Raw genomic sequence first — 19,145 nt, 5'->3', positions numbered from 1 at the left:
TTAAACGGCGATTACTTCCAAGATCCACGGTTCAACTCCATCTGATGGAGTAAGTGCGCAGGGATATTTCTCAGAGACGATGGCATAGAGATCTTCGGCAGTCTTTGGAATTGAGCGGGACTGCAGTAACCACCGAGTGATTTCACCGCGAGTTTTCTTGGACATATGTGTCACAACGGTGCGAACGCCATCGACCACCGTTGAGATGCGTACTTCAACAGTGATATCAACGGGTGCGTGCCAGACAGTTTTATAGGTAGAGGACCTGCAATCGACTATGAGCCCTGTCTTAATGGGATCTAGGACTGCAGCTACTGGCTCTCGCATCGCCTTGTTATCAATCTTCTCTTTATAACTTTCAATCCGCTGGGATGGGCGAACAACTGCGTACTTGGCCGAGATGATGGCTACGGCTAGCTCACCGCGCTTTTTCGCAGCAGGGGAGAGCGAGGCCCAATCCAGGGCTTGGTAGAGGACGCCCGCATAGACGCTCATGGCGGGGGTGGGTTTATCGGTCTGGATCTTCTTCTCGGAAGGGGGAAGCAGGATCAGCATGCGACACACCCTACTTGTCAGTGGCTCCTGCTACCTTTCGAACAGATGTTCGGATACCCTAAGCAAGTTCAACCAGAGCGGTGCTCAGCTTTCCGCCCACAGCGTCTCTATAACGCCAGGGCCGTCGCAGAGAATTTCCGTACCTTCTGGGCCGAATACCAACGGCTGCGCTCGCAGACGTTCGAGATGAAATGGAGAAGACAGTGGCTGCAGAAAAAGCAAAGCCTGAAGATAAGAATGTCTCTGATCGCCAGAAGGCGTTAGATACCGCACTAGCTCAAATCGAACGACAGTTTGGTAAGGGCTCAGTAATGAAGATGTCAGAACGACAAGCACAAGTAATCGAAGTTATTCCAACTGGCTCTATCGCACTCGATATTGCACTTGGTATTGGCGGCCTTCCACGTGGTCGTATCGTTGAAATTTATGGACCTGAGTCTTCAGGTAAGACAACTCTGACGCTGCATGCAATTGCTAATGCACAGAAAGCTGGTGGCATCTGTGCATTTATCGATGCTGAACACGCATTCGATGCAGAGTATGCAAAGAAGCTCGGCGTTGATATCGATGCTCTTCTTGTCTCACAGCCAGATACTGGCGAGCAAGCACTTGAAATTATGGATATGTTGATTCGCTCTGGTGCTCTCGATCTCGTCGTTGTTGACTCAGTTGCTGCCCTTGTTCCTCGCGCTGAAATTGAAGGCGAGATGGGCGACTCACATATGGGTCTTCAAGCACGCTTGATGTCACAAGCCCTTCGTAAGATCACTGGCGCGCTGCATCAATCAAAGACCACTGCAATCTTTATCAACCAGCTTCGTGAGAAGATTGGTGTCTTCTTCGGTTCACCTGAGACAACAACAGGTGGAAAGGCGCTGAAGTTCTACGCATCAGTTCGTCTTGATATCCGCCGCATTGAAACTCTTAAAGAGGGAACTGAAGCAGTTGGTAACCGCACACGCGTGAAGGTTGTTAAGAACAAGATGGCTCCACCATTTAAGCAGGCAGAGTTTGACATCATCTACGGTGTTGGAATCTCTCGTGAAGGATCTCTTATCGATATGGGCGTTGAGCTTGGAATCGTGAAGAAGTCTGGCGCTTGGTATACCTATGAAGCTGATCAACTCGGCCAAGGTAAGGAAAATTCACGTGCATTCCTTATCGATAATCCAGATCTTGCCAATGAGATCGAATCTAAGATCCGCGCCAGCTTCGTACCTATTGAGGTCGATGCGGAGATGATTGCAGAGATCGATGAAGCTGCAGCAGAGGTTGACTTCTAATTTCACTGCAATTTGCAAAGGTTGAAAGAGGCGAAGGCTCCGACCCTTACGAAGTAGCTCACACAATTGCGCTCAACGCACTTGTGGCGAGAGCGAAAAGTAAGGGCGAGCTCCTCGCTCACTTGAAAACCCGTGGCGTCGAAGACGATATTGCGCAAGCTGTCGTCTTTCGTCTGCAGGAGACTGGTCTTGTTAACGATCGTGAGTTCGCTGCTGCCTGGGCAACATCGCGCCATTCACATAAGAAATTATCCAAGCGAATCATTGCTGGCGAGCTTCGCCAAAAGGGCGTTACTCAAGAGCAGATCGATGAAGCCCTCGATGGCATTGATGATGAATCTGAATACCGCGTTGCATTTGATTTAGGCTTTAAGAAATACAACACCATGTCACGCCTAGAACCTGATGTTCAGATCAGACGAATTCAATCGCTACTTGCGCGAAAAGGATTTAACTTTACGATTATTTCAAGAGTCCTTCGCGAACTCGATCTGGTCAATAACTAACTTACTTGCCCTGCTTTAAATGCTCTGTAAGGCGCTCAGCAGTGGCAACAACGGCTGCAGCATGTAATCGACCTGGTTGACGTCCAAGTCGTTCAATTGGACCGCTAATAGAGACAGCTGCAATAACTTTTCCATTCGGTCCGCGCACAGGTGCTGAAACAGATGTAACGCCTGCTTCGCGCTCTCCGACAGATTGCGCCCAACCACGGCGACGATCTGCAGCAAGGTGAGCGGCTGTGTAACGAGCATTCTTTAAACCGCGATGAATCTTCTCTGAGTCTTCCCACGCCATAAGAATTTGAGCCGCAGATCCTGCCTGCATTGTCAGCGATGCTCCAACAGGAACTGAGTCACGCAAACCTGAGAGACGTTCAGCGACTGCAACACAGATACGGATATCACCTTGACGGCGATAGAGCTGGGCTGATTCACCTGTTGCATCGCGAAGGGCAGCCAGTGCAGGGGCTGCAGCTGCAATAAGGCGATCTTCACCAGCTGCTGCTGCAAGTTCGGCAGAGCGAGGACCTAAGATAAATCGACCGTTGAGATCGCGAGCTACGAGGCGATGAAATTCAAGGGCAACAGCAAGGCGATGGGCGGTAGGGCGGGCTATTCCCGTTGCAGCAACAAGCTCTGCGAGGGAGTGAGGCCCAGATTCCAGCGTTGCAAGGATGCCCACGGCTTTATCTAATACGCCGACTCCGCTATTCTTCTTATCCACGGAGTGATATTAGCATCCCATCTAATGAGATGCAAAATATTCAAGTTTTAAAGGAGCACACCAGCTGATGGGTAAGACGCTAGCCGAGAAGATATGGGATGACCACATCGTTCGACAGGCCGAGGGAGAGCCAGATCTTCTCTACATCGATCTCCAACTTGTGCACGAAGTAACAAGCGCACAGGCATTCGATGGATTGCGTCTTGCAGGTCGCAAGGTGCGCCGTCCTGATTTAACGATTGCAACTGAAGATCACAATACTCCCACCCTTGATATTTTAAAGCCGATTGCAGATCCTGTCTCCAAGCTTCAGATCGATACTTTGCGTAATAATGCAAAAGAGTTCGGTATCCGCATCCACTCCTTGGGAGATGCTGATCAAGGCGTTGTGCACGTTGTGGGACCACAACTTGGAATTACTCAACCTGGCATGACCATCGTCTGTGGAGATTCCCATACATCAACACATGGCGCATTTGGCGCAATCGCATTTGGTATTGGTACATCTGAAGTTGAACATGTACTTGCAACACAGACCCTTCCATCAAGTCGTCCCAAGACTATGGCGATTAACGTTGAAGGAACTCTCAAGACTGGCGTTACTGCAAAGGACATCATCCTTGCCATCATTGCTCAAATCGGCACAGGTGGGGGACAGGGCTACATCATCGAATATCGCGGTTCAGCAATTCGCGAGCTTTCCATGGAAGGCCGCATGACTGTCTGCAATATGTCGATTGAAGCAGGTGCTCGTGCTGGCCTTATCGCACCTGATCAAAAGACCTTTGATTACATCTTGGGTAAGCCACATGCGCCTGAAGATTTTGCAGCTGCGCAAAGCTATTGGGAGACTCTCTTTACCGATAGCGATGCCAAGTTTGATGTTGAAATCACACTTGATGCCAACACACTAGAGCCATTTGTTACATGGGGAACTAACCCAGGACAGGGCTTGCCGCTCAATGCATCCGTTCCCAATCCTGCAGATATTAAAGATGCAGAAGAGCGTGGTGCTGCAGAGCGCGCACTTGAATATATGGGTCTTACAGCTGGCACACCACTAAAAAAGATAGCTATTGACACTGTTTTCTTAGGCTCCTGCACCAACGGCCGTATTGAAGATTTGCGCGCAGCAGCATCTGTGATTGAAGGAAAGAAGATTGCTCCCAAGCTACGCATGTTGGTAGTTCCTGGTTCTGAGCGCGTTCGCCAGCAAGCGATGAAGGAAGGCCTAGATAAGGTCTTCTTAGATTTCGGTGCTGAATGGCGTAATGCGGGATGCTCTATGTGTCTTGGTATGAACCCTGATCAGTTAGCTGTTGGCGAGCGTTCTGCATCAACATCAAATCGAAACTTCGAAGGTCGTCAAGGTAAGGGTGGGCGTACTCACCTGGTTAGCCCACTGGTTGCAGCAGCAACAGCAATCCGCGGCACACTCTCATCACCGGCAGATTTGTAAGAGGGGGATATGACAATGGAAAAATTCATTAAGCACACCGGCACTGGAGTTCCTCTTCGTCGCAGCAATGTCGATACCGACCAGATCATTCCGGCTGTCTACTTAAAGCGTGTGACACGTAATGGCTTTGAAGATGGTCTCTTCTCAGCTTGGCGCAACGATCCTGAGTTCGTTCTGAATAAGGGTGAATACAAGGGCGGCACAGTTCTGGTTGCAGGTCCTGAGTTCGGTACTGGTTCATCGCGCGAGCACGCTGTGTGGGCGCTGCAGAACTATGGATTTAAGGCAGTGATTTCAAGCCGCTTTGCAGATATCTTCCGTGGGAATTCACTCAAGGGCGGCCTACTCACCGTCATCTTGCCTCAGGAGGCTGTAGAAGCTATCTGGCAGGCTGTAGAGGCTGCGCCAAGCACTGCAATCACTGTGGATCTTGATACTCGCACCGTTTCCTATAACGATGTCAGCGTGCCATTTGAACTCGATGATTACACCCGCTGGCGTCTGATGGAAGGTCTTGATGACATCGGATTAACCTTGAAACACACTGATTCCATCGATGTATTTGAGGCCAAGCGCGCTGCGTATAAGCCAACAACACTTCCTATCCGCATTTAAGGTAAGAAAAGTGAGCGTAAATCGCTAATTTTTCTTGTGGGGTGAGTGAAATGTGTAAAAGTCTCAATGAAAGAATGAGAGTTATTTACGCATAAATAGTGGAGTTTTCGCAAAATATTTACTTGCGACACGCACGCGTCAATAACGCTCTCACCCTATAAATAGGTTTAAGTTTTACGCAGTTAGGCAAAAGCTTAATTATTTACGCGTAAACTTAAGGGGAATTGAATGAATAAGGCCCAGTTTATCGCTGCGTTGGCCCCACACTTCAACGGCAGCAAGAGAGAAGCTACACACGCTGTAGATATCGTTTTTGACACAATTACACGCAACATGTCAGCTGGAAACGATGTCATGATTAACGATTTCGGTAAGTTCAAGAAGGTCGATCGCAAGGCACGTATGGGACGTAACCCATTTACTGGCGAGACCATCAAGATCAAAGCTTCAAAGAAGGCTCGCTTCCTTCCTGCAAAGGCGCTCAAGGAGATTGTTGCTGGCGATCGTAAGCTCGGTCCAGCACCAAAGCCAGAGGTAAAGGCTGCTCCAAAGCCAGTTGCAAAGAAGGCAGCTAAGAAGGCTCCTGCTAAGAAGAAGGCAGCTAAGAAGGCTCCTGCTAAGAAGAAGGCAGCTAAGAAGGCTCCTGCAAAGCGTAAGCCAGCTAAGAAGGCAGCAAAGAAGCGTTAAATCTTCTTTATTAAAACTGGGGTCGCACATCGTGTGGCCCCAGTTTTTTTATGGCTAGGATTTCATACATGTCGCAGTTCAAAGTTCGATACGAACCGCCTCGAGGGTATCCGCTCGGCACAAATCTGACCTTTAAAATCTGCGCAAATCTGATCATCCCAATCTTCAATCTCTTTATGAGTAGGGATTGGAAGGGCGCCGAGAATATTCCAGCGCAGGGCCGAGTTATTGTGGCAAGCAATCACATGTCATACCTTGATGTTCTTGTCTTTACCCACTTTCTCTATCGCAATGGGCGAGCCCCTCGCTACTTAGGAAAATCTGGCGTCTTTAAAGTTCCAATTATTGGAAAGATCATTCTTGCAGCGGGACAAGTTCCAGTAGAGCGCGAAAGCTCGGATGCTAAGAAGGCTGTTGATCACGCAAGGATTATTCTCGAGCAAGGTCACATGCTCGGTGTCTACCCTGAAGGAACGCTGACGCGTGATCCTGATATGTGGCCGATGGTGGCAAAGACTGGATGTGCTCGTCTTGCGCTCTTGACCAATACCCCTGTTATTCCTATTGCTCAATGGGGATCACAACTCGTTGTTCCTAATTACACAAAAAAGCTCAGCCTCTTTCCTCGAAAGACGATCATCATTCGGGCAGGAAAGCCTGTGGATTTGTCGAAGTGGTATGGCAAGAGCGATGACCCACAGGCGCTGATTGAAGCAACGGCTGCAATCATGCGGGCAATTACAGATTTATTGGAAGAAATTCGTGGGCAGAAGCGACCTCAAGTAATCTTTGACCCTCACACATCAGAACTGCCGCGCACGGGAAACTTCAAAAAGAAGAGAGCATGAGCAAAGTAACGGTATTCGGAGCAGGCGCATGGGGTTCCACCATGGCGCAGGTCTTAAGCGATGCCGGTAATGATGTTCTGCTGTGGGGTCGAAGCCAACAAGTTATTGATGAAATCAACTCATCTCACACAAATACCAAGTATCTCGGCTCTCATGTCCTGCCATCTGCCATTGCCGCAACAACAGATCTCGCATCTGCTTTTGAATTCACTGATATTTATGTTCTGGCAATTCCTGCTCAACAATTACGCAGCACTTTGCAGGAGTGGAAGGGTAATTTCAGTAGCGATTGCACGATAGTTAGTACTCTCAAAGGCATTGAAATCAGCTCTCAGATGCGCATGACAGAGGTCATTGTGGATGTTCTCGGCCCTCACAAGATTGCCATCATTACAGGGCCCAACTTGGCTGATGAGCTTGTTCTTCGTCAGCCTGCTGGTGCAGTTGCTGCAGCATCGACGACAGAGCTTGCAGAGTTCATTCGTGATCTTTTCCGCACTCCGTATTACCGCGTTTACACATCTATCGATGTGATGGGTTGCGAACTCGCAGGTGCTATCAAGAGCGTGATTGCGCTTGCAGTGGGAATCTCCATTGGTATGGGCTTTGGTGAAAATACACAGGCGATGCTGATTACTCGAGGACTTAATGAAGTGGCGCGACTGTGCGCAGCGCATGGCTCTGACCCGCTCTCTGCTGCTGGCCTTGCTGGAATGGGAGATCTCGTTGCAAGTTGTGGTTCCCCTCTGTCACGTAATCGAACCTTTGGCGAAGTTCTAGGACGCAGCGGATCAATGGCTAAAGCCCGCGAGCAAGTGGCAAAGACTGTTGAAGGCGTTGCCTCTGCTCAGGCAGTTGTTGAAATTGCTCACCGCGTGGGCGTTGAAGTGCCCGTCATTGAAGCTGTTGCAGAGATTGTCAGTGAACAATTGTCACCAGCAGATGCTCTCCAGAAGTTGATGGAGATAACAACGAAGGGCGAGAACTTCATTCGATGAGACGCGTAGCAATTTTATGCGGTGGCCCTGGTAGCGAGCACGAGATTTCTTGTCTCTCCGCAGCTGGCGTTCTCTCAGCTATAGATCGCAATGAATATGAACCATTTCTGATTGGCATCACACCTCAAGGAAAGTGGATGTCTCTGCCGCTTGATTATCCGTTATCACTTGAGAACGGAACACTTCCATCCGTGAGCGGGAATTTCCCTGAAGTAATTCGAGGAAAAAATGGGATGAGCGTTGGCGGCGCCTTGCTTGCAGTTGATGTGATTTTTCCTGTTCTGCACGGCACTTATGGAGAAGATGGGCAGCTGCAAAGCGATCTTGATCAGCTCGGTATTGCCTATGTTGGAAGCGGAGCTGTCGCATCTGAGCAGGCGATGGATAAGTCAGATGCTAAGAAATTCTTTTCATCAGCAGGTATTGCTATTGCTCCAAGTGTTACCGTCACCGAAGTTGAGTGGAAGCGCAATCCTGAGGCAATCATGCAATCAATTAAGCCACTTGGCATGCCAGTATTTGTAAAGGCATCCCGTGGTGGTTCCAGTCGGGGAACTGTCAAAGTTAAAGAGTTAGCTGCCTTTGCATCTGCAATGGAAGAGGCGCTCTCTTTTGATTCTAAAGTATTGATTGAAAGCGCCATTGATGGGGCAGAGGTTGAATGTGCCGTTCTAGAAATTGATGGCAGTGCGCAGGCATCTACTCCTGGAAAAGTGTGGATTGATCCTGTATATGAGTTCTACGACTATCAAGCTAAATATCTCGATGGTGCAACCCGGATAGATATCCCTGCACCATTTAGTGCAGAGATTATTGAAAAGATTCAGAAGCTTGCACTCATTGCATTTAAATCGATAGGAGCAAAGGGCTTAGCGCGTGTGGACTTCTTTGTAACGCCGGGTGGAGAAATCATTATCAATGAGATCAACACCATGCCAGGTTTTACGAGAACTTCGGCTTATCCAAAGATGTGGGCTGCAAGCGGTATTGGCTATACAGAAGTAATAACGCACCTATTGCAGAGTGCGTTAGCGCGTTAATTAGTTACGGGGCAGGTCAAGGTGCGAGTAATTCCTGGCACTGCTTGCACCTTTGTCAGGATTGTGTGACCGAACTCTTCCATTGATGGTGCCTCAGCGCGCATGATGACATCGTAAGGACCAGTAACTCCTTCAGCCAGTGAGACTCCAGGGATCGATCTAATTGCAGTCGCAACCGATGATGCCTTGCCGACTTCTGTTTGAATCAAGATGTAAGCGTGTACTGACATGTGGGTTCCTTTCGCTTCGACCTAACGCTATCTCATGACCTAGTCTTGTGGCTATGGGTTTAATTGAGCGCGAAGTTGTCACTGCGCTGCAGAAGATATTCGCAACCGCTGATCCTCGCCTGAAAGTTGGTATTGGTGATGATGCAGCGGTAGTTGCAACGCAATCTCAATCGATTCTCACCTCAGATATGGCCGTTGAGGATGTGCACTTCAAGCTGGAATGGTCTTCAGCATTTGATATCGGGCGCAAAATTACGGCAGCCAACGTTGCTGACATCCTCTCGATGGGTGGAAAGTGTGACTTCCTCACCGCATCGGTTGCACTGACTGGCAATGAGACGATGCAATGGATTGAAAACCTTGCGCGTGGAATGAAACATGAGGCAGATTCAGCGGGTGCGCTCATTGTGGGTGGAGATATTGCACGTGGTCCGAAGATTGTTATTTCGATGACTGCTGTGGGAAGTGCGCAATCGCCAATTCTGCGAAGTGGTGCACAGGTGGGAGATGGCCTCTATCTCTCCTCATTAACAGGATGGTCAGCTGCTGGACTTGAATTACTCACACGCGAAGTTTCAATCAATAGCTCCATTGCTGAAAGAGCACTCTCAGAATTTTCTGCACCTACCCTGGATTACACATGTGATTTCAGCAAGGCAACTGCGATGGCTGATGTCAGTGATTCAGTGCTTATTCAAGCTGAGCAGATTGCAGAAGCATCTGGCGTGCAACTCGCGCTGGATCAATCCCTGATTTCCCAAGCAAGTGAATTTGCAGAGCTATCTAGCCTTGCTGATGAACTGAAGGTTGATGTGTTTCAGTGGATTCTTGCTGGGGGAGAAGATCATGTTCTGCTTGCAACGGGCGTTAATCTGCCTGGAATCCGTATTGGTTCGGTGCTCGCAGGCGTAGGAGTTTCTGGTGTAGAAAGGAAAAAGGCCCCAGTCTCCTGGAGCCACTTTCAGTAAGAAAAAGAGTTATCGAGTTACTTTGCCAGCCTTAAGGCATGAAGTACATACGTTCTGACGCTTTGATGCGCCTGCAACGATTGTCTTAACGCGCTGGATATTTGGATTCCAACGACGACGTGTCTTCACCTGTGAGTGTGAAACGTTATTGCCAAAGCTTGGGCCTTTGCCACAGATGTCGCATGAAGATGCCATGTTGGTACTCCTTCTAGATTACAAATTCCTTAGATCTAAAGAATTCTCGTTCCTGTGAGGAACAGGGCGTAAGGGTAGCAAGAGGGGGCGGGGTAGGGCGAATCCGCCAAAATCCGTGCATAAAGAAGGGCGAGTAGGCGCTAGTAACGAGAGAATAACGCCATGGCCACCCTCGACTCCAAACTTGTCAGTGTCGTGGGCGATCGCACTACTAAAGTCCTTCGCGACTTATTTGGATATGTGACCGTAGGGGATTTACTTCATCACTACCCCCGCCGCTATCTCGTGCGCGGTGAGCTCTCTGATATCGCAGAACTCAATGAGGGCGATGAAGTCACCATTCTTGCTGAGGTTTTCAGCGCAACCAGTAGACGCTTGCATGCGCGTAAAGGAAATATTCTTGAAGTCATTGTGACCGATGGCTCTGCAAAACTTTCACTCACCTTCTTTAACCAGGCATGGCGCGAGAAAGATTTAAAGGTGGGAAAGCAAGCCCTCTTTGCGGGAAAAGTGGGAGTCTTTAACGGCAAACGGCAATTGGCACATCCTGATTACGAACTCATTCCCGATGGCAATGATGTTGATGCTGCGGTGGAGGGCTTTGCTGGCAAGTACTTACCGATGTATCCGGCAAGCGCGAAGTTGCCTTCGTGGAAGATTGCACAGTGCATTGAACTTGCAATCGGTGCACTCGATGAAGTTCCTGACTATCTTCCTGAATCTGTGCGAGAGAAGTATGGCTATCCCACTCTGCACCAAGCTCTCGTGCAGCTACATAACCCTGCAGATCTCGATAGCGCCGAGAAAGCACGTCAGCGCCTGACCTTCGATGAAGCATTTATGCTCCAACTACTTCTGCTCTCTCGCAGAAAAGAGTTGAAAAATCTCGATGCTGTTGCACGGCCTGCCCACCTTGGTGGGTTACTAGATGCATTTGATGCACAACTTCCATTCCAGCTCACGGCAGGTCAGAACACTGTGGCGCAAGAGATCGCACATGATCTGGCCCAACCACATCCGATGCATCGCTTGCTACAAGGCGAAGTTGGCTCTGGTAAGACAGTGGTTGCACTGCGTGCGATGTTGACTGTCATTGATAACGGGGGACAGGCAGCCCTTCTTGCACCGACTGAAGTTCTTGCAGCGCAGCATCTGCGCACCATGCAGAAGTTACTTGGTCCACTTGCTCAAGGTGGAATGCTGGGTGGATCTGAATTAGCAACACAGGTAACTCTCATTACGGGATCCCAGAACGCTGCTGCGCGCAAAGATGCCCTAGCACTTGCAGCATCAGGAGCTGCAGGTATTGTGATTGGAACGCATGCGCTCCTTGGCGAGAGTGTGGCCTTTAAGGATTTAGGTTTGATTGTTGTCGATGAACAACATCGCTTTGGAGTTGAACAACGTGATGCACTCAAGAGTAAAGCGACAATTCCACCACATCTTCTGGTGATGACTGCAACACCTATTCCACGAACAGTTGCGATGACTGTCTTTGGCGATCTTGATGTTTCAACGTTGCGCGAACTGCCTTTGGGTCGCCAGCCCATCACAACTCATGTCATTCCTGTCTTAGAAAAGCCAGGATTTCTTGAACGTGCATGGGAGCGGATAACCGAAGAAGTTTCGCAAGGGCATCAGGCATACATCGTCGCTCCTCGAATTGCTGCAGGAACTTCAGAAGATAGCGATATGGATTTCTTGATGGGCGAGAGTTCAACAGAGATTGCATCGGTAGAAGAGCTTGGGCCCCTGCTATCCGGGGGAGCGCTGAAGGCAGTGAAAGTGGCGCCACTGCATGGACGCCAGAGTGCAGAGCTGAAAGATTCAACAATGCAGGCCTTTACCAATAAAGAAATAGATGTTTTGGTATCAACCACTGTCATTGAAGTTGGTGTGGACGTTCCTAATGCCACAGTGATGGTGATTATGGATGCTGATCGATTCGGTGTTTCTCAGCTTCATCAGTTGCGCGGACGTGTGGGGCGAGGAACTTCACCTGGATTGTGTCTGCTTGTGACTAATGCAGAGCCAGAAAGTCCTGCACGGATGCGACTAGATGCAGTTGCTGGAACTGTTGATGGTTTTGAACTCTCTCGTATTGATCTTGAACAACGTCGAGAAGGCGATGTTTTGGGAGCGAGCCAATCAGGATCTCGCTCTCATCTGCGTCTTCTTCGAGTATTGAGAGATGAATCGATGATTGAACAAGCACGTGATGATGCATCTACAATTATCGAATCTGGAATTTCCGGGTATCCACTTCTTGCTGCAGAGCTTGCACAGATTCAAGCTGATGCTGCATCCGAATATATAGATAAGGCATAAGAATGCGAATCATTGCCGGGCTTGCAAAAGGTCGCACCATCGATGCTGTTGCCTCATCAACTCGCCCTACCTCAGATCGCGCTCGTGAGGCTCTCTTCTCTACTCTTGCATCAGAATTTGGTGAATTCGACGGACTTCATATTCTCGATCTCTATGCCGGTACGGGAGCTATTGCACTCGAAGCCCTCTCACGTGGTGCTGCCCTCGTGCACGCAGTTGAGAAAGATGATGCGGCTGCAAAGGCGATTACCAGTAATTTCGAAAACTTAAAGAGTGCGCAATGCCCTGGAACTTTTCACTTATATGCAATGAGTGTTCACCGATTCTTGCAAGATAAGGCTGCGCAGCCCTATCACTTCATCTATATCGATCCACCGTATGAAGTTGATGACCTTGATGTGATTGAAACGCTCATTCAATTGCGAGATGGCAATTTCATCCACCCACAAGCACTCATTGCAATCGAACGAAATTCACGAGTGAAAGAGATTTCATGGCCCGATGGCCTTGAGCCATTGCGCGAAAAGAATTACGGCCAAGCGACAATCTTTTATGGTGTTCCACGCGCAATAGAGGGTGAGAATGGATAACCGCTGGAATCATTGCTAGCGTTTGCACCATGAAACGCGCTGTGTGCCCAGGATCCTTTGATCCCATCACATTTGGCCACTTGGACATTATTGAGCGCGCCAGCAACCAATTTGATGAGGTAATCGTTGCAGTATTCGTCAATCGCAATAAGTCAGGGCTCTTCTCAGTAGAGGAGCGCATGGCTTTGATTGCTGAAAATGTGAAGAAGTTTCCTAATGTCTCAGTCGATACAGGAAGCGGACTTCTTGTTGAGTATTGCAAGAAGAACGGCGTGCAGGCAATCGTGAAGGGGCTTCGCGCAGTCACTGACTTTGATTACGAACTTCAGATGGCTCAGGTGCATATCCAAGCATCTGGTGTTGAGACCATGTTTATGGCTACATCGCCCACACATTCATTCTTATCTTCATCCATTGTGAAGGAACTTGCCCACTACGGTGGCGATGTCTCTTCGATGGTTCCAGCAAATGTCAATGCAGCACTGAAAGCACGAGCAGGAGTAAAGAAATGACAATGGATTCAATTGAGAAACTGAACACAGCAATCGCCATCGTTGAAGAAGCTCGCGGTGTTCCACTTTCTGCATCCTGCGTTGTGCACCGCGGTGAGATGCTTGAAATTCTTGAAGGTGCCCGTGAATTCCTTCCAGCAGATTTATCTGGCGCAGAGGACATCATTGCCAAGCGTGATCAGATCATTGAAGAGGGGCGCACCAGCGCTGAGTCGATGATTGCCACAGCGCGTGAAGATGTTTCACGAATGGTGGAGCAGACATCAATCGTTCAGGCAGCTCGCGATGAAGCTCAGCGCATCTTGGATGAAGCTCGCGATGTTGCCGAAGATGAGCGCCGCGAGGTTGAGGCCTATATCGATGGTCGCCTTGCCACACTAGAAGTAATTCTTAATAAGACGATGGAAGCTGTGGCACGTGGCCGCGAACGACTTGAAGGCGCTGACGATAAAGATGTACTTTCGCAGCTCAATGCTGATGACTAAATCTGCCAACCCTTTCCTACTGAATACTCACGAACTCCCGCGTCGCACAGGGGAGATGAAGGAGTATCAGCTTGATATTGAATCCAACGCCCGTATTGGCGTTCCGCTCATTGCTGTTCCTGAAGGCGATGTCATTGAAGTAGATGTGCGCCTTGAATCTGTGACAGAAGGCGTCTTATTGAGCGCAGATATCTATGCAGTTGCTATCGGTGAATGCATCCGTTGTTTAGATCCAGTTGAGCAGGTAGTCGAACGTAAGATTCAAGAGCTCTATCGCTATGAGCCGACCAATGAAAAGGGACGCAAGAAGCGACGTGAAGAAGATGATGTTGATCTCGATATGGAGGATGAACTTCAGATGGAGGGCGATGTGATGAACCTTGAGATTCCGATTATCGATGCCATCATCTTGGCCTTGCCGGTCAATCCGCTCTGCTCAGAGGAGTGCCTTGGACTATGCCCTGACTGCGGGGAGAAGTGGGAGAAGCTTCCCGAGGGCCATGCCCATGAGGTCGTCGATGCCCGTTGGTCTGGCCTTGAAAAGCTCGATTTTGGCAATTAACCAGAAATAAGCGATACTTACCCCCATCGCAACACCAGCAGCAAATTTAGATTTGTAGCTCCAAGATTAAGGACGATTACCGTGCCAGTACCAAAGCGAAAGATGTCTCGTTCGAAGACACGTTCACGTCGAAGCATGTGGAAGACAACTGCAGCGGCGATCTCAACCTGCCAGCAGTGCCAGCAGCCAAAGCTCAACCACGTTGCATGCCCTACATGCGGAACATATAACCGCCGTCAGGTTCTCGAGGTCTGATCTGTTCTCAAAACTTCTTGAGCAATTAGGTGTTGAACTTTCTCCTGAACTGCTCGAGTTAGCTTTTACCCACCGCTCTTTCGCCTATGAAACCGGTATTACAACTACCAATGAACGTCTTGAATTTCTCGGTGACTCTGTATTAGGTCTGATTGTTACCGAAGAGCTTTACTTAAAGTATCCCGATCTCGATGAAAGTCGTCTCTCTCCACTGCGTTCAGGCATTGTCAATATGCGTGCGCTCGCAGATATCGCTCGCACCCTTGATTTGGGCACATACATTCGCCTTGGAAAAGGTGAAGAAGTCACCAACGGTCGCGATAAGAATTCACTCCTTGCAGATGCTTTAGAGGCGCTCATTGGCGCTATCTATCTCGGCTGTGGCTTTACGCAATGCACCGAAGTAGTGAAGCGATTAATTGCAGATACTCTCGAAAGTGCCATGGCAAAGGGCGCTGGCCTTGATGGAAAGACAGCTCTTCAAGAATTACTTGCCTCCCTTGGTAAGGGCTCACCTGAATATCTGGTGACTGAGACAGGTCCAGATCATGATAAAAGTTTTACGGCAGTTGCAATGGTTACAGGAGAAGCAATCGCGCAAGGCCTTGGAAAGAGCAAGCGAGAGGCTGAACAATCAGCTGCACGCACTGCTTTTGAAATACTTTCTCAACAACAGCCCATTTAACGAACAACCCTCAAGTAGAACTTGAACCGAGTTGGTTTTATACCAATGAGGCGTGCAACGGTAGGTTTACCGCGTGTATTTGAAGAGTCTGACCCTCAAGGGATTTAAATCCTTTGCTTCGGCGACCACTCTTCGCCTCGAACCCGGCATCACCTGCGTGGTCGGTCCCAATGGTTCTGGAAAATCTAACGTTGTTGATGCTCTGACCTGGGTAATGGGCGAGCAAGGCGCGAAGTCTCTGCGCGGTGGAAAGATGGAAGATGTCATCTTCGCTGGAACTTCCGGCCGTGCTCCTCTTGGTCGCGCAGAAGTTGCCGTCACCATTGATAACACCGATGGCGCACTACCGATTGATTACACCGAAGTAACTATCTCTCGCATTCTCTTTCGTAATGGACAGAGTGAGTACCAAATAAATGGTGAAGCATCACGACTTCTGGATATTCAAGAACTCCTAAGCGATTCCGGAATCGGTCGCGAGATGCACGTAATCGTTGGCCAAGGCCAGCTCGATGCAATCTTGATGGCAACACCTGAAGAGCGTCGCGGATTTATCGAAGAGGCAGCGGGAGTTCTTAAGCATCGCAAACGTAAAGAGAAGGCGATTCGTAAGCTGGATTCGATGCAGGCAAACCTTGCACGTATTAACGACCTCACTGTTGAACTTCGTCGCCAGCTTCGCCCATTGGGTAAGCAAGCCGAAGTTGCGAAGAAGGCAGCAACGATTCAAGCAGATCTGCGTGATGCAAAGCTTCGCCTATTGGCAGATGATTACATCTCTCTTTCAAAGACGGTTGATGCTGAAGTAGCCGATGAGAATGCGTTGCGTGAGCGTCGCTCTCAAGTCGAAGGTGAACTCGACAAGGTGCGCAGGCGGGAAGAAGAACTCGATGCCCAATCTGCATTTGAAAGTCCACTTCTTATCAAGGCTCAAGAGAATTACTACTCACTGAGCGCTCTTCGTGAAAAATTCCGCGGTACTCAATCACTGGCGCAAGAGCGTTCACGCTTTCTTGCAGAAGAAGCAGAGGAAGCACGTAGTGCAGGTCGCGACCCAGAAATTTTGGATCAAGAAGCTGCTGCCCTTCGCCAAGAGGAAGCTCAACTTCGCGCAGCAGTACTTGAGGCGCAGAATGCACTTGCACGATCTACTGCTGCACTTGCAAGCGCTGAAGCGGCTCTGAAAGCTGAAGAAGACACGATTGCGGCCGCAATGCGCGCCATTGCAGATCAACGCGAAGGCACTGCGCGCCAAGAAGGTCACATCAAATCTCTTGCAGCTCGACTTGAAGCAATCACAGAAGAAATCTCACGCCTTGCAGCAGCTCGCGCAGAAGCACAATCTCGTGTTGATTCTGCAAAGGGTGACTATGCAAAGTTTGAGATGGAGATTGGTAACGCCGATGCTGGTGAGCAAGGCCTAGATTCACAATTCCAGGGAGCTAAGAACTCACTTGAATCAGCGAAGAAAGCACACACTGAATTAGTTGATGCAGAGCGTGCTGCAGATCGTGAACGTAATGCAACTGAATCCAAGCTTGAGGCGATGCGCTTAACTTCAGATTCTCGAGATGGCGCCGCAGCCCTCATTAAAGATTCTCGTGGAGTTCAGATTCTTGGAAGCATTGCATCCCTCATTCAGATTGATTCTGGTTGGGAGGCAGCAACTGCTGCGGCACTGGGCTCACTTGCTGACGCTGTCGTTGTGAAGGATCTTTCATCTGCCGTGAGTGCGCTTACAACTCTTCGCAGTGAAAACTTAGGACAAGCAGATGTCTTGGTCTATGAACCAGGACAGCGCGCTGGGGGTCAGACACCTGCAGGTCAGACCTCACTGCTGAGCCATGTTCGCTCATCACAGATATCTGAACTTCTCACATCCCTTCTTGCTACAACTGTTGTTGTAGATAATGCGCGCGCAGCAGAATCCATTCTTTCCCAGCATCCACAAGTCACAGTTGTTACTCGCGATGGTGATGTCATCACATCTCACCGTGCACGTGGTGGATCAGCATCTTCTACATCTCTGATCGAAATCAGAGCCCTTATTGAAGATCTAGCGAAGAAGCTTGAAGATCTCAATCACAAGTGTGATCGTCTTAAATTTGAAATCTCTACAGCAGCAACTGATGTTGATGCAAAGCAGTCAGCATTTGATGCAGCACTGGGTAAACTCAATGAATCCGATGCTCGCATTGCAGCTTTAACTGAACAACTTGCTGTCTCTGGGCAGAACATCAAATCTGCAACTGCTGAAGTAGATCGCCTTACTACAGCAATTAATGAAGCAACGGCTGCAAAGTCGCGCGATGAGAATGAACTCTCTATTGCTTCCAACCAGATGCAAAATCATGGTGAGATTGCTGAACCTGATCATGCTCACGCAGAATCTCTCCGTAATGAAGTGTCGAATGCGCGTACGACAGAAGTTGAAGCCCGCCTTGCTGTGCGCACATCAGAAGAGCGCGTTGCATCAATTTCAGCACGAGCACTTGCGCTAGAAGAATCTGCTCGTGCAGAGCGTGAAGCATCTGAGCGCGCAGTATCTCGACGCGGAGCTCGTGCGCGCGGTGCAGTCATCTCTCAAGCAATTGCAGAGGCGGCATATGAAGCGTTGATTAACATCGAGCGTTCGATTGCAAAAGCTCAGGTAGAGCGTTCACGACTTGAGACTGCTCGCACCGATCGTGAAGGTGAGACGCTCACCGTGCGTTCTCGTAACCGCGAACTCACTCAAGAACTTGATCAACTGACCTCTAGCGTTCACCGCGATGAGATTGCTCGCGCTGAACAACGTATGCGTGTTGAAGCACTTCAGACCAAGGCTGTGGAAGAACTTGGTATTGATATCCCAACTCTGATCTCTGAATACGGTCCAGATAAGGATGTTCCTACATTTATTGAGACTGAGTTGGGTGAAATTGTTGCAACTGAGCTCATTCCTTATCGCCGTGATCAACAAGAGAAGCGCCTTGCTGCAACTGAGCGCTCTCTAACTCTGCTTGGAAAGATTAACCCTCTTGCACTCGAGGAATACAACGCACTGGAAGAGCGCTTGAAGTTCTTGGCAGAACAGCTTGAGGATTTAAAACGCACCAAGAAGGATCTCCTGGACATCATCAAGGAAGTCGATGATCGCGTGCAGCAGATCTTTATGGAAGCGTATGAAGAAGTAGCTGAACACTTTAAGGATATTTTCTCTCGCTTATTCCCAGGTGGAGATGGTCGTCTATTCCTTACCAATCCTGATGATCTTCTTAATACTGGTGTTGATGTGGAAGCGCGTCCACCAGGAAAGCGCGTCAAGCGTCTTTCACTTCTATCAGGTGGAGAGAAGTCACTCACCGCGGTTGCAATGCTCGTTGCGATCTTTAAAGCGCGCCCTAGCCCGTTCTATGTGCTCGATGAAGTTGAAGCAGCGCTCGATGATGTCAACCTCGGAAGACTGCTCACAATCTTTGAAGAGCTTCGCGAGAGTTCACAGTTGATCATCATTACTCACCAGAAGCGCACTATGGAGATTGCTGATGCGCTCTATGGCGTGACGATGCGCGGAGATGGTGTCACTGAAGTAATTTCGCAGCGCCTTCGCGAATCTGAAACTGCCTAGTTTTATCAGGGTG

General features: G+C 49.2%; 21 protein-coding genes. 17 read left to right on the top strand and 4 right to left on the bottom strand.

Annotation, left to right across the window (positions count from 1 at the left end; genetic code table 11):
- Window positions 1-555: a peroxide stress protein YaaA gene (gene yaaA / locus A1sIIA65_RS04330; protein WP_095676348.1), complete on the bottom strand. Its 555-nt coding sequence runs from the start codon at window positions 553-555 to the stop codon at window positions 1-3.
- A gap of 191 nt (window positions 556-746) precedes the next feature.
- Here yaaA and recA point away from each other — a divergent pair, with 191 nt between their 5' ends.
- Window positions 747-1,838: a recombinase RecA gene (gene recA / locus A1sIIA65_RS04325; RefSeq protein WP_095676347.1), complete on the top strand. Its 1,092-nt coding sequence runs from the start codon at window positions 747-749 to the stop codon at window positions 1,836-1,838.
- A gap of 5 nt (window positions 1,839-1,843) precedes the next feature.
- On the top strand, window positions 1,844-2,344 hold the full coding sequence (locus tag A1sIIA65_RS04320) for a regulatory protein RecX (protein ID WP_420021972.1): 501 nt from the start codon (window positions 1,844-1,846) through the stop codon (window positions 2,342-2,344).
- 1 nt (window position 2,345) lies between these two features.
- Here A1sIIA65_RS04320 and A1sIIA65_RS04315 read toward each other — a convergent pair whose 3' ends face one another.
- A complete protein-coding gene (locus tag A1sIIA65_RS04315; protein ID WP_095676345.1) occupies window positions 2,346-3,065 on the bottom strand; it encodes an IclR family transcriptional regulator in 720 nt (239 codons plus the stop codon).
- A 67-nt stretch (window positions 3,066-3,132) separates the two neighbouring features.
- On the opposite strand from A1sIIA65_RS04315, the gene leuC reads away from it, so the two are divergent.
- From leuC to A1sIIA65_RS04285, 6 genes are all read left to right on the top strand, one after another.
- Window positions 3,133-4,524 (top strand): 3-isopropylmalate dehydratase large subunit, encoded by a 1,392-nt coding sequence (leuC, locus tag A1sIIA65_RS04310; RefSeq protein ID WP_095676344.1) that lies wholly within the window; start codon window positions 3,133-3,135, stop codon window positions 4,522-4,524.
- A 15-nt stretch (window positions 4,525-4,539) separates the two neighbouring features.
- A complete protein-coding gene (gene leuD / locus A1sIIA65_RS04305; RefSeq protein ID WP_095676853.1) occupies window positions 4,540-5,139 on the top strand; it encodes a 3-isopropylmalate dehydratase small subunit in 600 nt (199 codons plus the stop codon).
- A gap of 228 nt (window positions 5,140-5,367) precedes the next feature.
- Window positions 5,368-5,826 carry an HU family DNA-binding protein gene (locus tag A1sIIA65_RS04300; protein WP_095676343.1) on the top strand — a complete coding sequence of 153 codons (459 nt, stop codon included), beginning with the start codon at window positions 5,368-5,370 and terminating at the stop codon, window positions 5,824-5,826.
- Between the two features lie 68 nt (window positions 5,827-5,894).
- Window positions 5,895-6,674: a lysophospholipid acyltransferase family protein gene (locus A1sIIA65_RS04295; RefSeq protein WP_095676342.1), complete on the top strand. Its 780-nt coding sequence runs from the start codon at window positions 5,895-5,897 to the stop codon at window positions 6,672-6,674.
- The gene (locus A1sIIA65_RS04290) at window positions 6,671-7,672 is read left to right on the top strand and encodes an NAD(P)H-dependent glycerol-3-phosphate dehydrogenase (protein ID WP_095676341.1); all 1,002 of its coding nucleotides are present in this window, start codon (window positions 6,671-6,673) and stop codon (window positions 7,670-7,672) included. Before A1sIIA65_RS04295 ends, A1sIIA65_RS04290 begins: the two co-directional genes overlap by 4 nt.
- A complete protein-coding gene (locus A1sIIA65_RS04285; protein WP_095676340.1) occupies window positions 7,669-8,712 on the top strand; it encodes a D-alanine--D-alanine ligase family protein in 1,044 nt (347 codons plus the stop codon). Before A1sIIA65_RS04290 ends, A1sIIA65_RS04285 begins: the two co-directional genes overlap by 4 nt.
- Here A1sIIA65_RS04285 and A1sIIA65_RS04280 read toward each other — a convergent pair.
- Window positions 8,709-8,942 (bottom strand): Lrp/AsnC family transcriptional regulator, encoded by a 234-nt coding sequence (locus A1sIIA65_RS04280; RefSeq protein WP_095676339.1) that lies wholly within the window; start codon window positions 8,940-8,942, stop codon window positions 8,709-8,711. The genes A1sIIA65_RS04285 and A1sIIA65_RS04280 overlap by 4 nt on opposite strands.
- Window positions 8,943-8,995: 53 nt before the next feature.
- Here A1sIIA65_RS04280 and thiL point away from each other — a divergent pair, with 53 nt between their 5' ends.
- The gene (thiL, locus tag A1sIIA65_RS04275) at window positions 8,996-9,910 is read left to right on the top strand and encodes a thiamine-phosphate kinase (RefSeq protein ID WP_095676338.1); all 915 of its coding nucleotides are present in this window, start codon (window positions 8,996-8,998) and stop codon (window positions 9,908-9,910) included.
- A 9-nt stretch (window positions 9,911-9,919) separates the two neighbouring features.
- Here the strand turns inward: thiL and rpmB are convergent, their stop codons facing one another.
- Window positions 9,920-10,105: a 50S ribosomal protein L28 gene (gene rpmB, locus A1sIIA65_RS04270; RefSeq protein WP_095531270.1), complete on the bottom strand. Its 186-nt coding sequence runs from the start codon at window positions 10,103-10,105 to the stop codon at window positions 9,920-9,922.
- Between the two features lie 162 nt (window positions 10,106-10,267).
- Between rpmB and recG the strand changes: the two genes are divergently transcribed.
- The 8 genes from recG to smc all read left to right on the top strand — a co-directional run bounded on the left by recG (window position 10,268) and on the right by smc (window position 19,132).
- A complete protein-coding gene (gene recG / locus A1sIIA65_RS04265; RefSeq protein WP_095676337.1) occupies window positions 10,268-12,433 on the top strand; it encodes an ATP-dependent DNA helicase RecG in 2,166 nt (721 codons plus the stop codon).
- A gap of 2 nt (window positions 12,434-12,435) precedes the next feature.
- Window positions 12,436-13,023 (top strand): 16S rRNA (guanine(966)-N(2))-methyltransferase RsmD, encoded by a 588-nt coding sequence (rsmD, locus tag A1sIIA65_RS04260; RefSeq protein ID WP_095676336.1) that lies wholly within the window; start codon window positions 12,436-12,438, stop codon window positions 13,021-13,023.
- A 29-nt stretch (window positions 13,024-13,052) separates the two neighbouring features.
- Window positions 13,053-13,535, top strand: coding sequence for a pantetheine-phosphate adenylyltransferase (gene coaD, locus A1sIIA65_RS04255; protein ID WP_095676335.1), 483 nt, complete (start codon window positions 13,053-13,055; stop codon window positions 13,533-13,535).
- Entirely contained in the window at window positions 13,532-14,020 is a 489-nt protein-coding gene (locus A1sIIA65_RS04250) for an ATP synthase subunit B family protein (protein ID WP_223298017.1), read from the top strand. Before coaD ends, A1sIIA65_RS04250 begins: the two co-directional genes overlap by 4 nt.
- Complete coding sequence (locus tag A1sIIA65_RS04245) at window positions 13,989-14,582, top strand: YceD family protein (protein WP_223298504.1); 594 nt, start codon at window positions 13,989-13,991, stop codon at window positions 14,580-14,582. The genes A1sIIA65_RS04250 and A1sIIA65_RS04245 overlap by 32 nt, the downstream gene beginning before the upstream one ends.
- A gap of 81 nt (window positions 14,583-14,663) precedes the next feature.
- Complete coding sequence (gene rpmF, locus A1sIIA65_RS04240) at window positions 14,664-14,837, top strand: 50S ribosomal protein L32 (RefSeq protein WP_095676334.1); 174 nt, start codon at window positions 14,664-14,666, stop codon at window positions 14,835-14,837.
- A gap of 49 nt (window positions 14,838-14,886) precedes the next feature.
- On the top strand, window positions 14,887-15,522 hold the full coding sequence (rnc, locus tag A1sIIA65_RS04235) for a ribonuclease III (protein ID WP_420021971.1): 636 nt from the start codon (window positions 14,887-14,889) through the stop codon (window positions 15,520-15,522).
- Between the two features lie 73 nt (window positions 15,523-15,595).
- Window positions 15,596-19,132 (top strand): chromosome segregation protein SMC, encoded by a 3,537-nt coding sequence (smc, locus tag A1sIIA65_RS04230; RefSeq protein WP_223298502.1) that lies wholly within the window; start codon window positions 15,596-15,598, stop codon window positions 19,130-19,132.
- Window positions 19,133-19,145 lie beyond the last annotated feature (13 nt).

Source organism: Candidatus Planktophila dulcis (assembly GCF_002288225.1).
Taxonomy (GTDB): Bacteria; Actinomycetota; Actinomycetes; order Nanopelagicales; family Nanopelagicaceae; genus Planktophila; species Planktophila dulcis.
Note: the sequence above shows the minus strand (reverse complement) of the source record. Positions and strands in the feature narration are given on the sequence as shown.

Bases quoted from the DNA above. Each gene is read 5' to 3' on its own strand.
- yaaA (WP_095676348.1), bottom strand. From the start codon at position 555: ATGCTGATCCTGCTTCCCCCTTCCGAGAAGAAGATCCAGACCGATAAA.
- recA (WP_095676347.1), top strand. From the start codon at position 747: ATGGAGAAGACAGTGGCTGCAGAAAAAGCAAAGCCTGAAGATAAGAAT.
- leuC (WP_095676344.1), top strand. From the start codon at position 3,133: ATGGGTAAGACGCTAGCCGAGAAGATATGGGATGACCACATCGTTCGA.
- leuD (WP_095676853.1), top strand. From the start codon at position 4,540: ATGGAAAAATTCATTAAGCACACCGGCACTGGAGTTCCTCTTCGTCGC.
- A1sIIA65_RS04300 (WP_095676343.1), top strand. From the start codon at position 5,368: ATGAATAAGGCCCAGTTTATCGCTGCGTTGGCCCCACACTTCAACGGC.
- A1sIIA65_RS04295 (WP_095676342.1), top strand. From the start codon at position 5,895: ATGTCGCAGTTCAAAGTTCGATACGAACCGCCTCGAGGGTATCCGCTC.
- A1sIIA65_RS04290 (WP_095676341.1), top strand. From the start codon at position 6,671: ATGAGCAAAGTAACGGTATTCGGAGCAGGCGCATGGGGTTCCACCATG.
- A1sIIA65_RS04285 (WP_095676340.1), top strand. From the start codon at position 7,669: ATGAGACGCGTAGCAATTTTATGCGGTGGCCCTGGTAGCGAGCACGAG.
- A1sIIA65_RS04280 (WP_095676339.1), bottom strand. From the start codon at position 8,942: ATGTCAGTACACGCTTACATCTTGATTCAAACAGAAGTCGGCAAGGCA.
- thiL (WP_095676338.1), top strand. From the start codon at position 8,996: ATGGGTTTAATTGAGCGCGAAGTTGTCACTGCGCTGCAGAAGATATTC.
- rpmB (WP_095531270.1), bottom strand. From the start codon at position 10,105: ATGGCATCTTCATGCGACATCTGTGGCAAAGGCCCAAGCTTTGGCAAT.
- recG (WP_095676337.1), top strand. From the start codon at position 10,268: ATGGCCACCCTCGACTCCAAACTTGTCAGTGTCGTGGGCGATCGCACT.
- rsmD (WP_095676336.1), top strand. From the start codon at position 12,436: ATGCGAATCATTGCCGGGCTTGCAAAAGGTCGCACCATCGATGCTGTT.
- coaD (WP_095676335.1), top strand. From the start codon at position 13,053: ATGAAACGCGCTGTGTGCCCAGGATCCTTTGATCCCATCACATTTGGC.
- A1sIIA65_RS04250 (WP_223298017.1), top strand. From the start codon at position 13,532: ATGACAATGGATTCAATTGAGAAACTGAACACAGCAATCGCCATCGTT.
- A1sIIA65_RS04245 (WP_223298504.1), top strand. From the start codon at position 13,989: ATGTACTTTCGCAGCTCAATGCTGATGACTAAATCTGCCAACCCTTTC.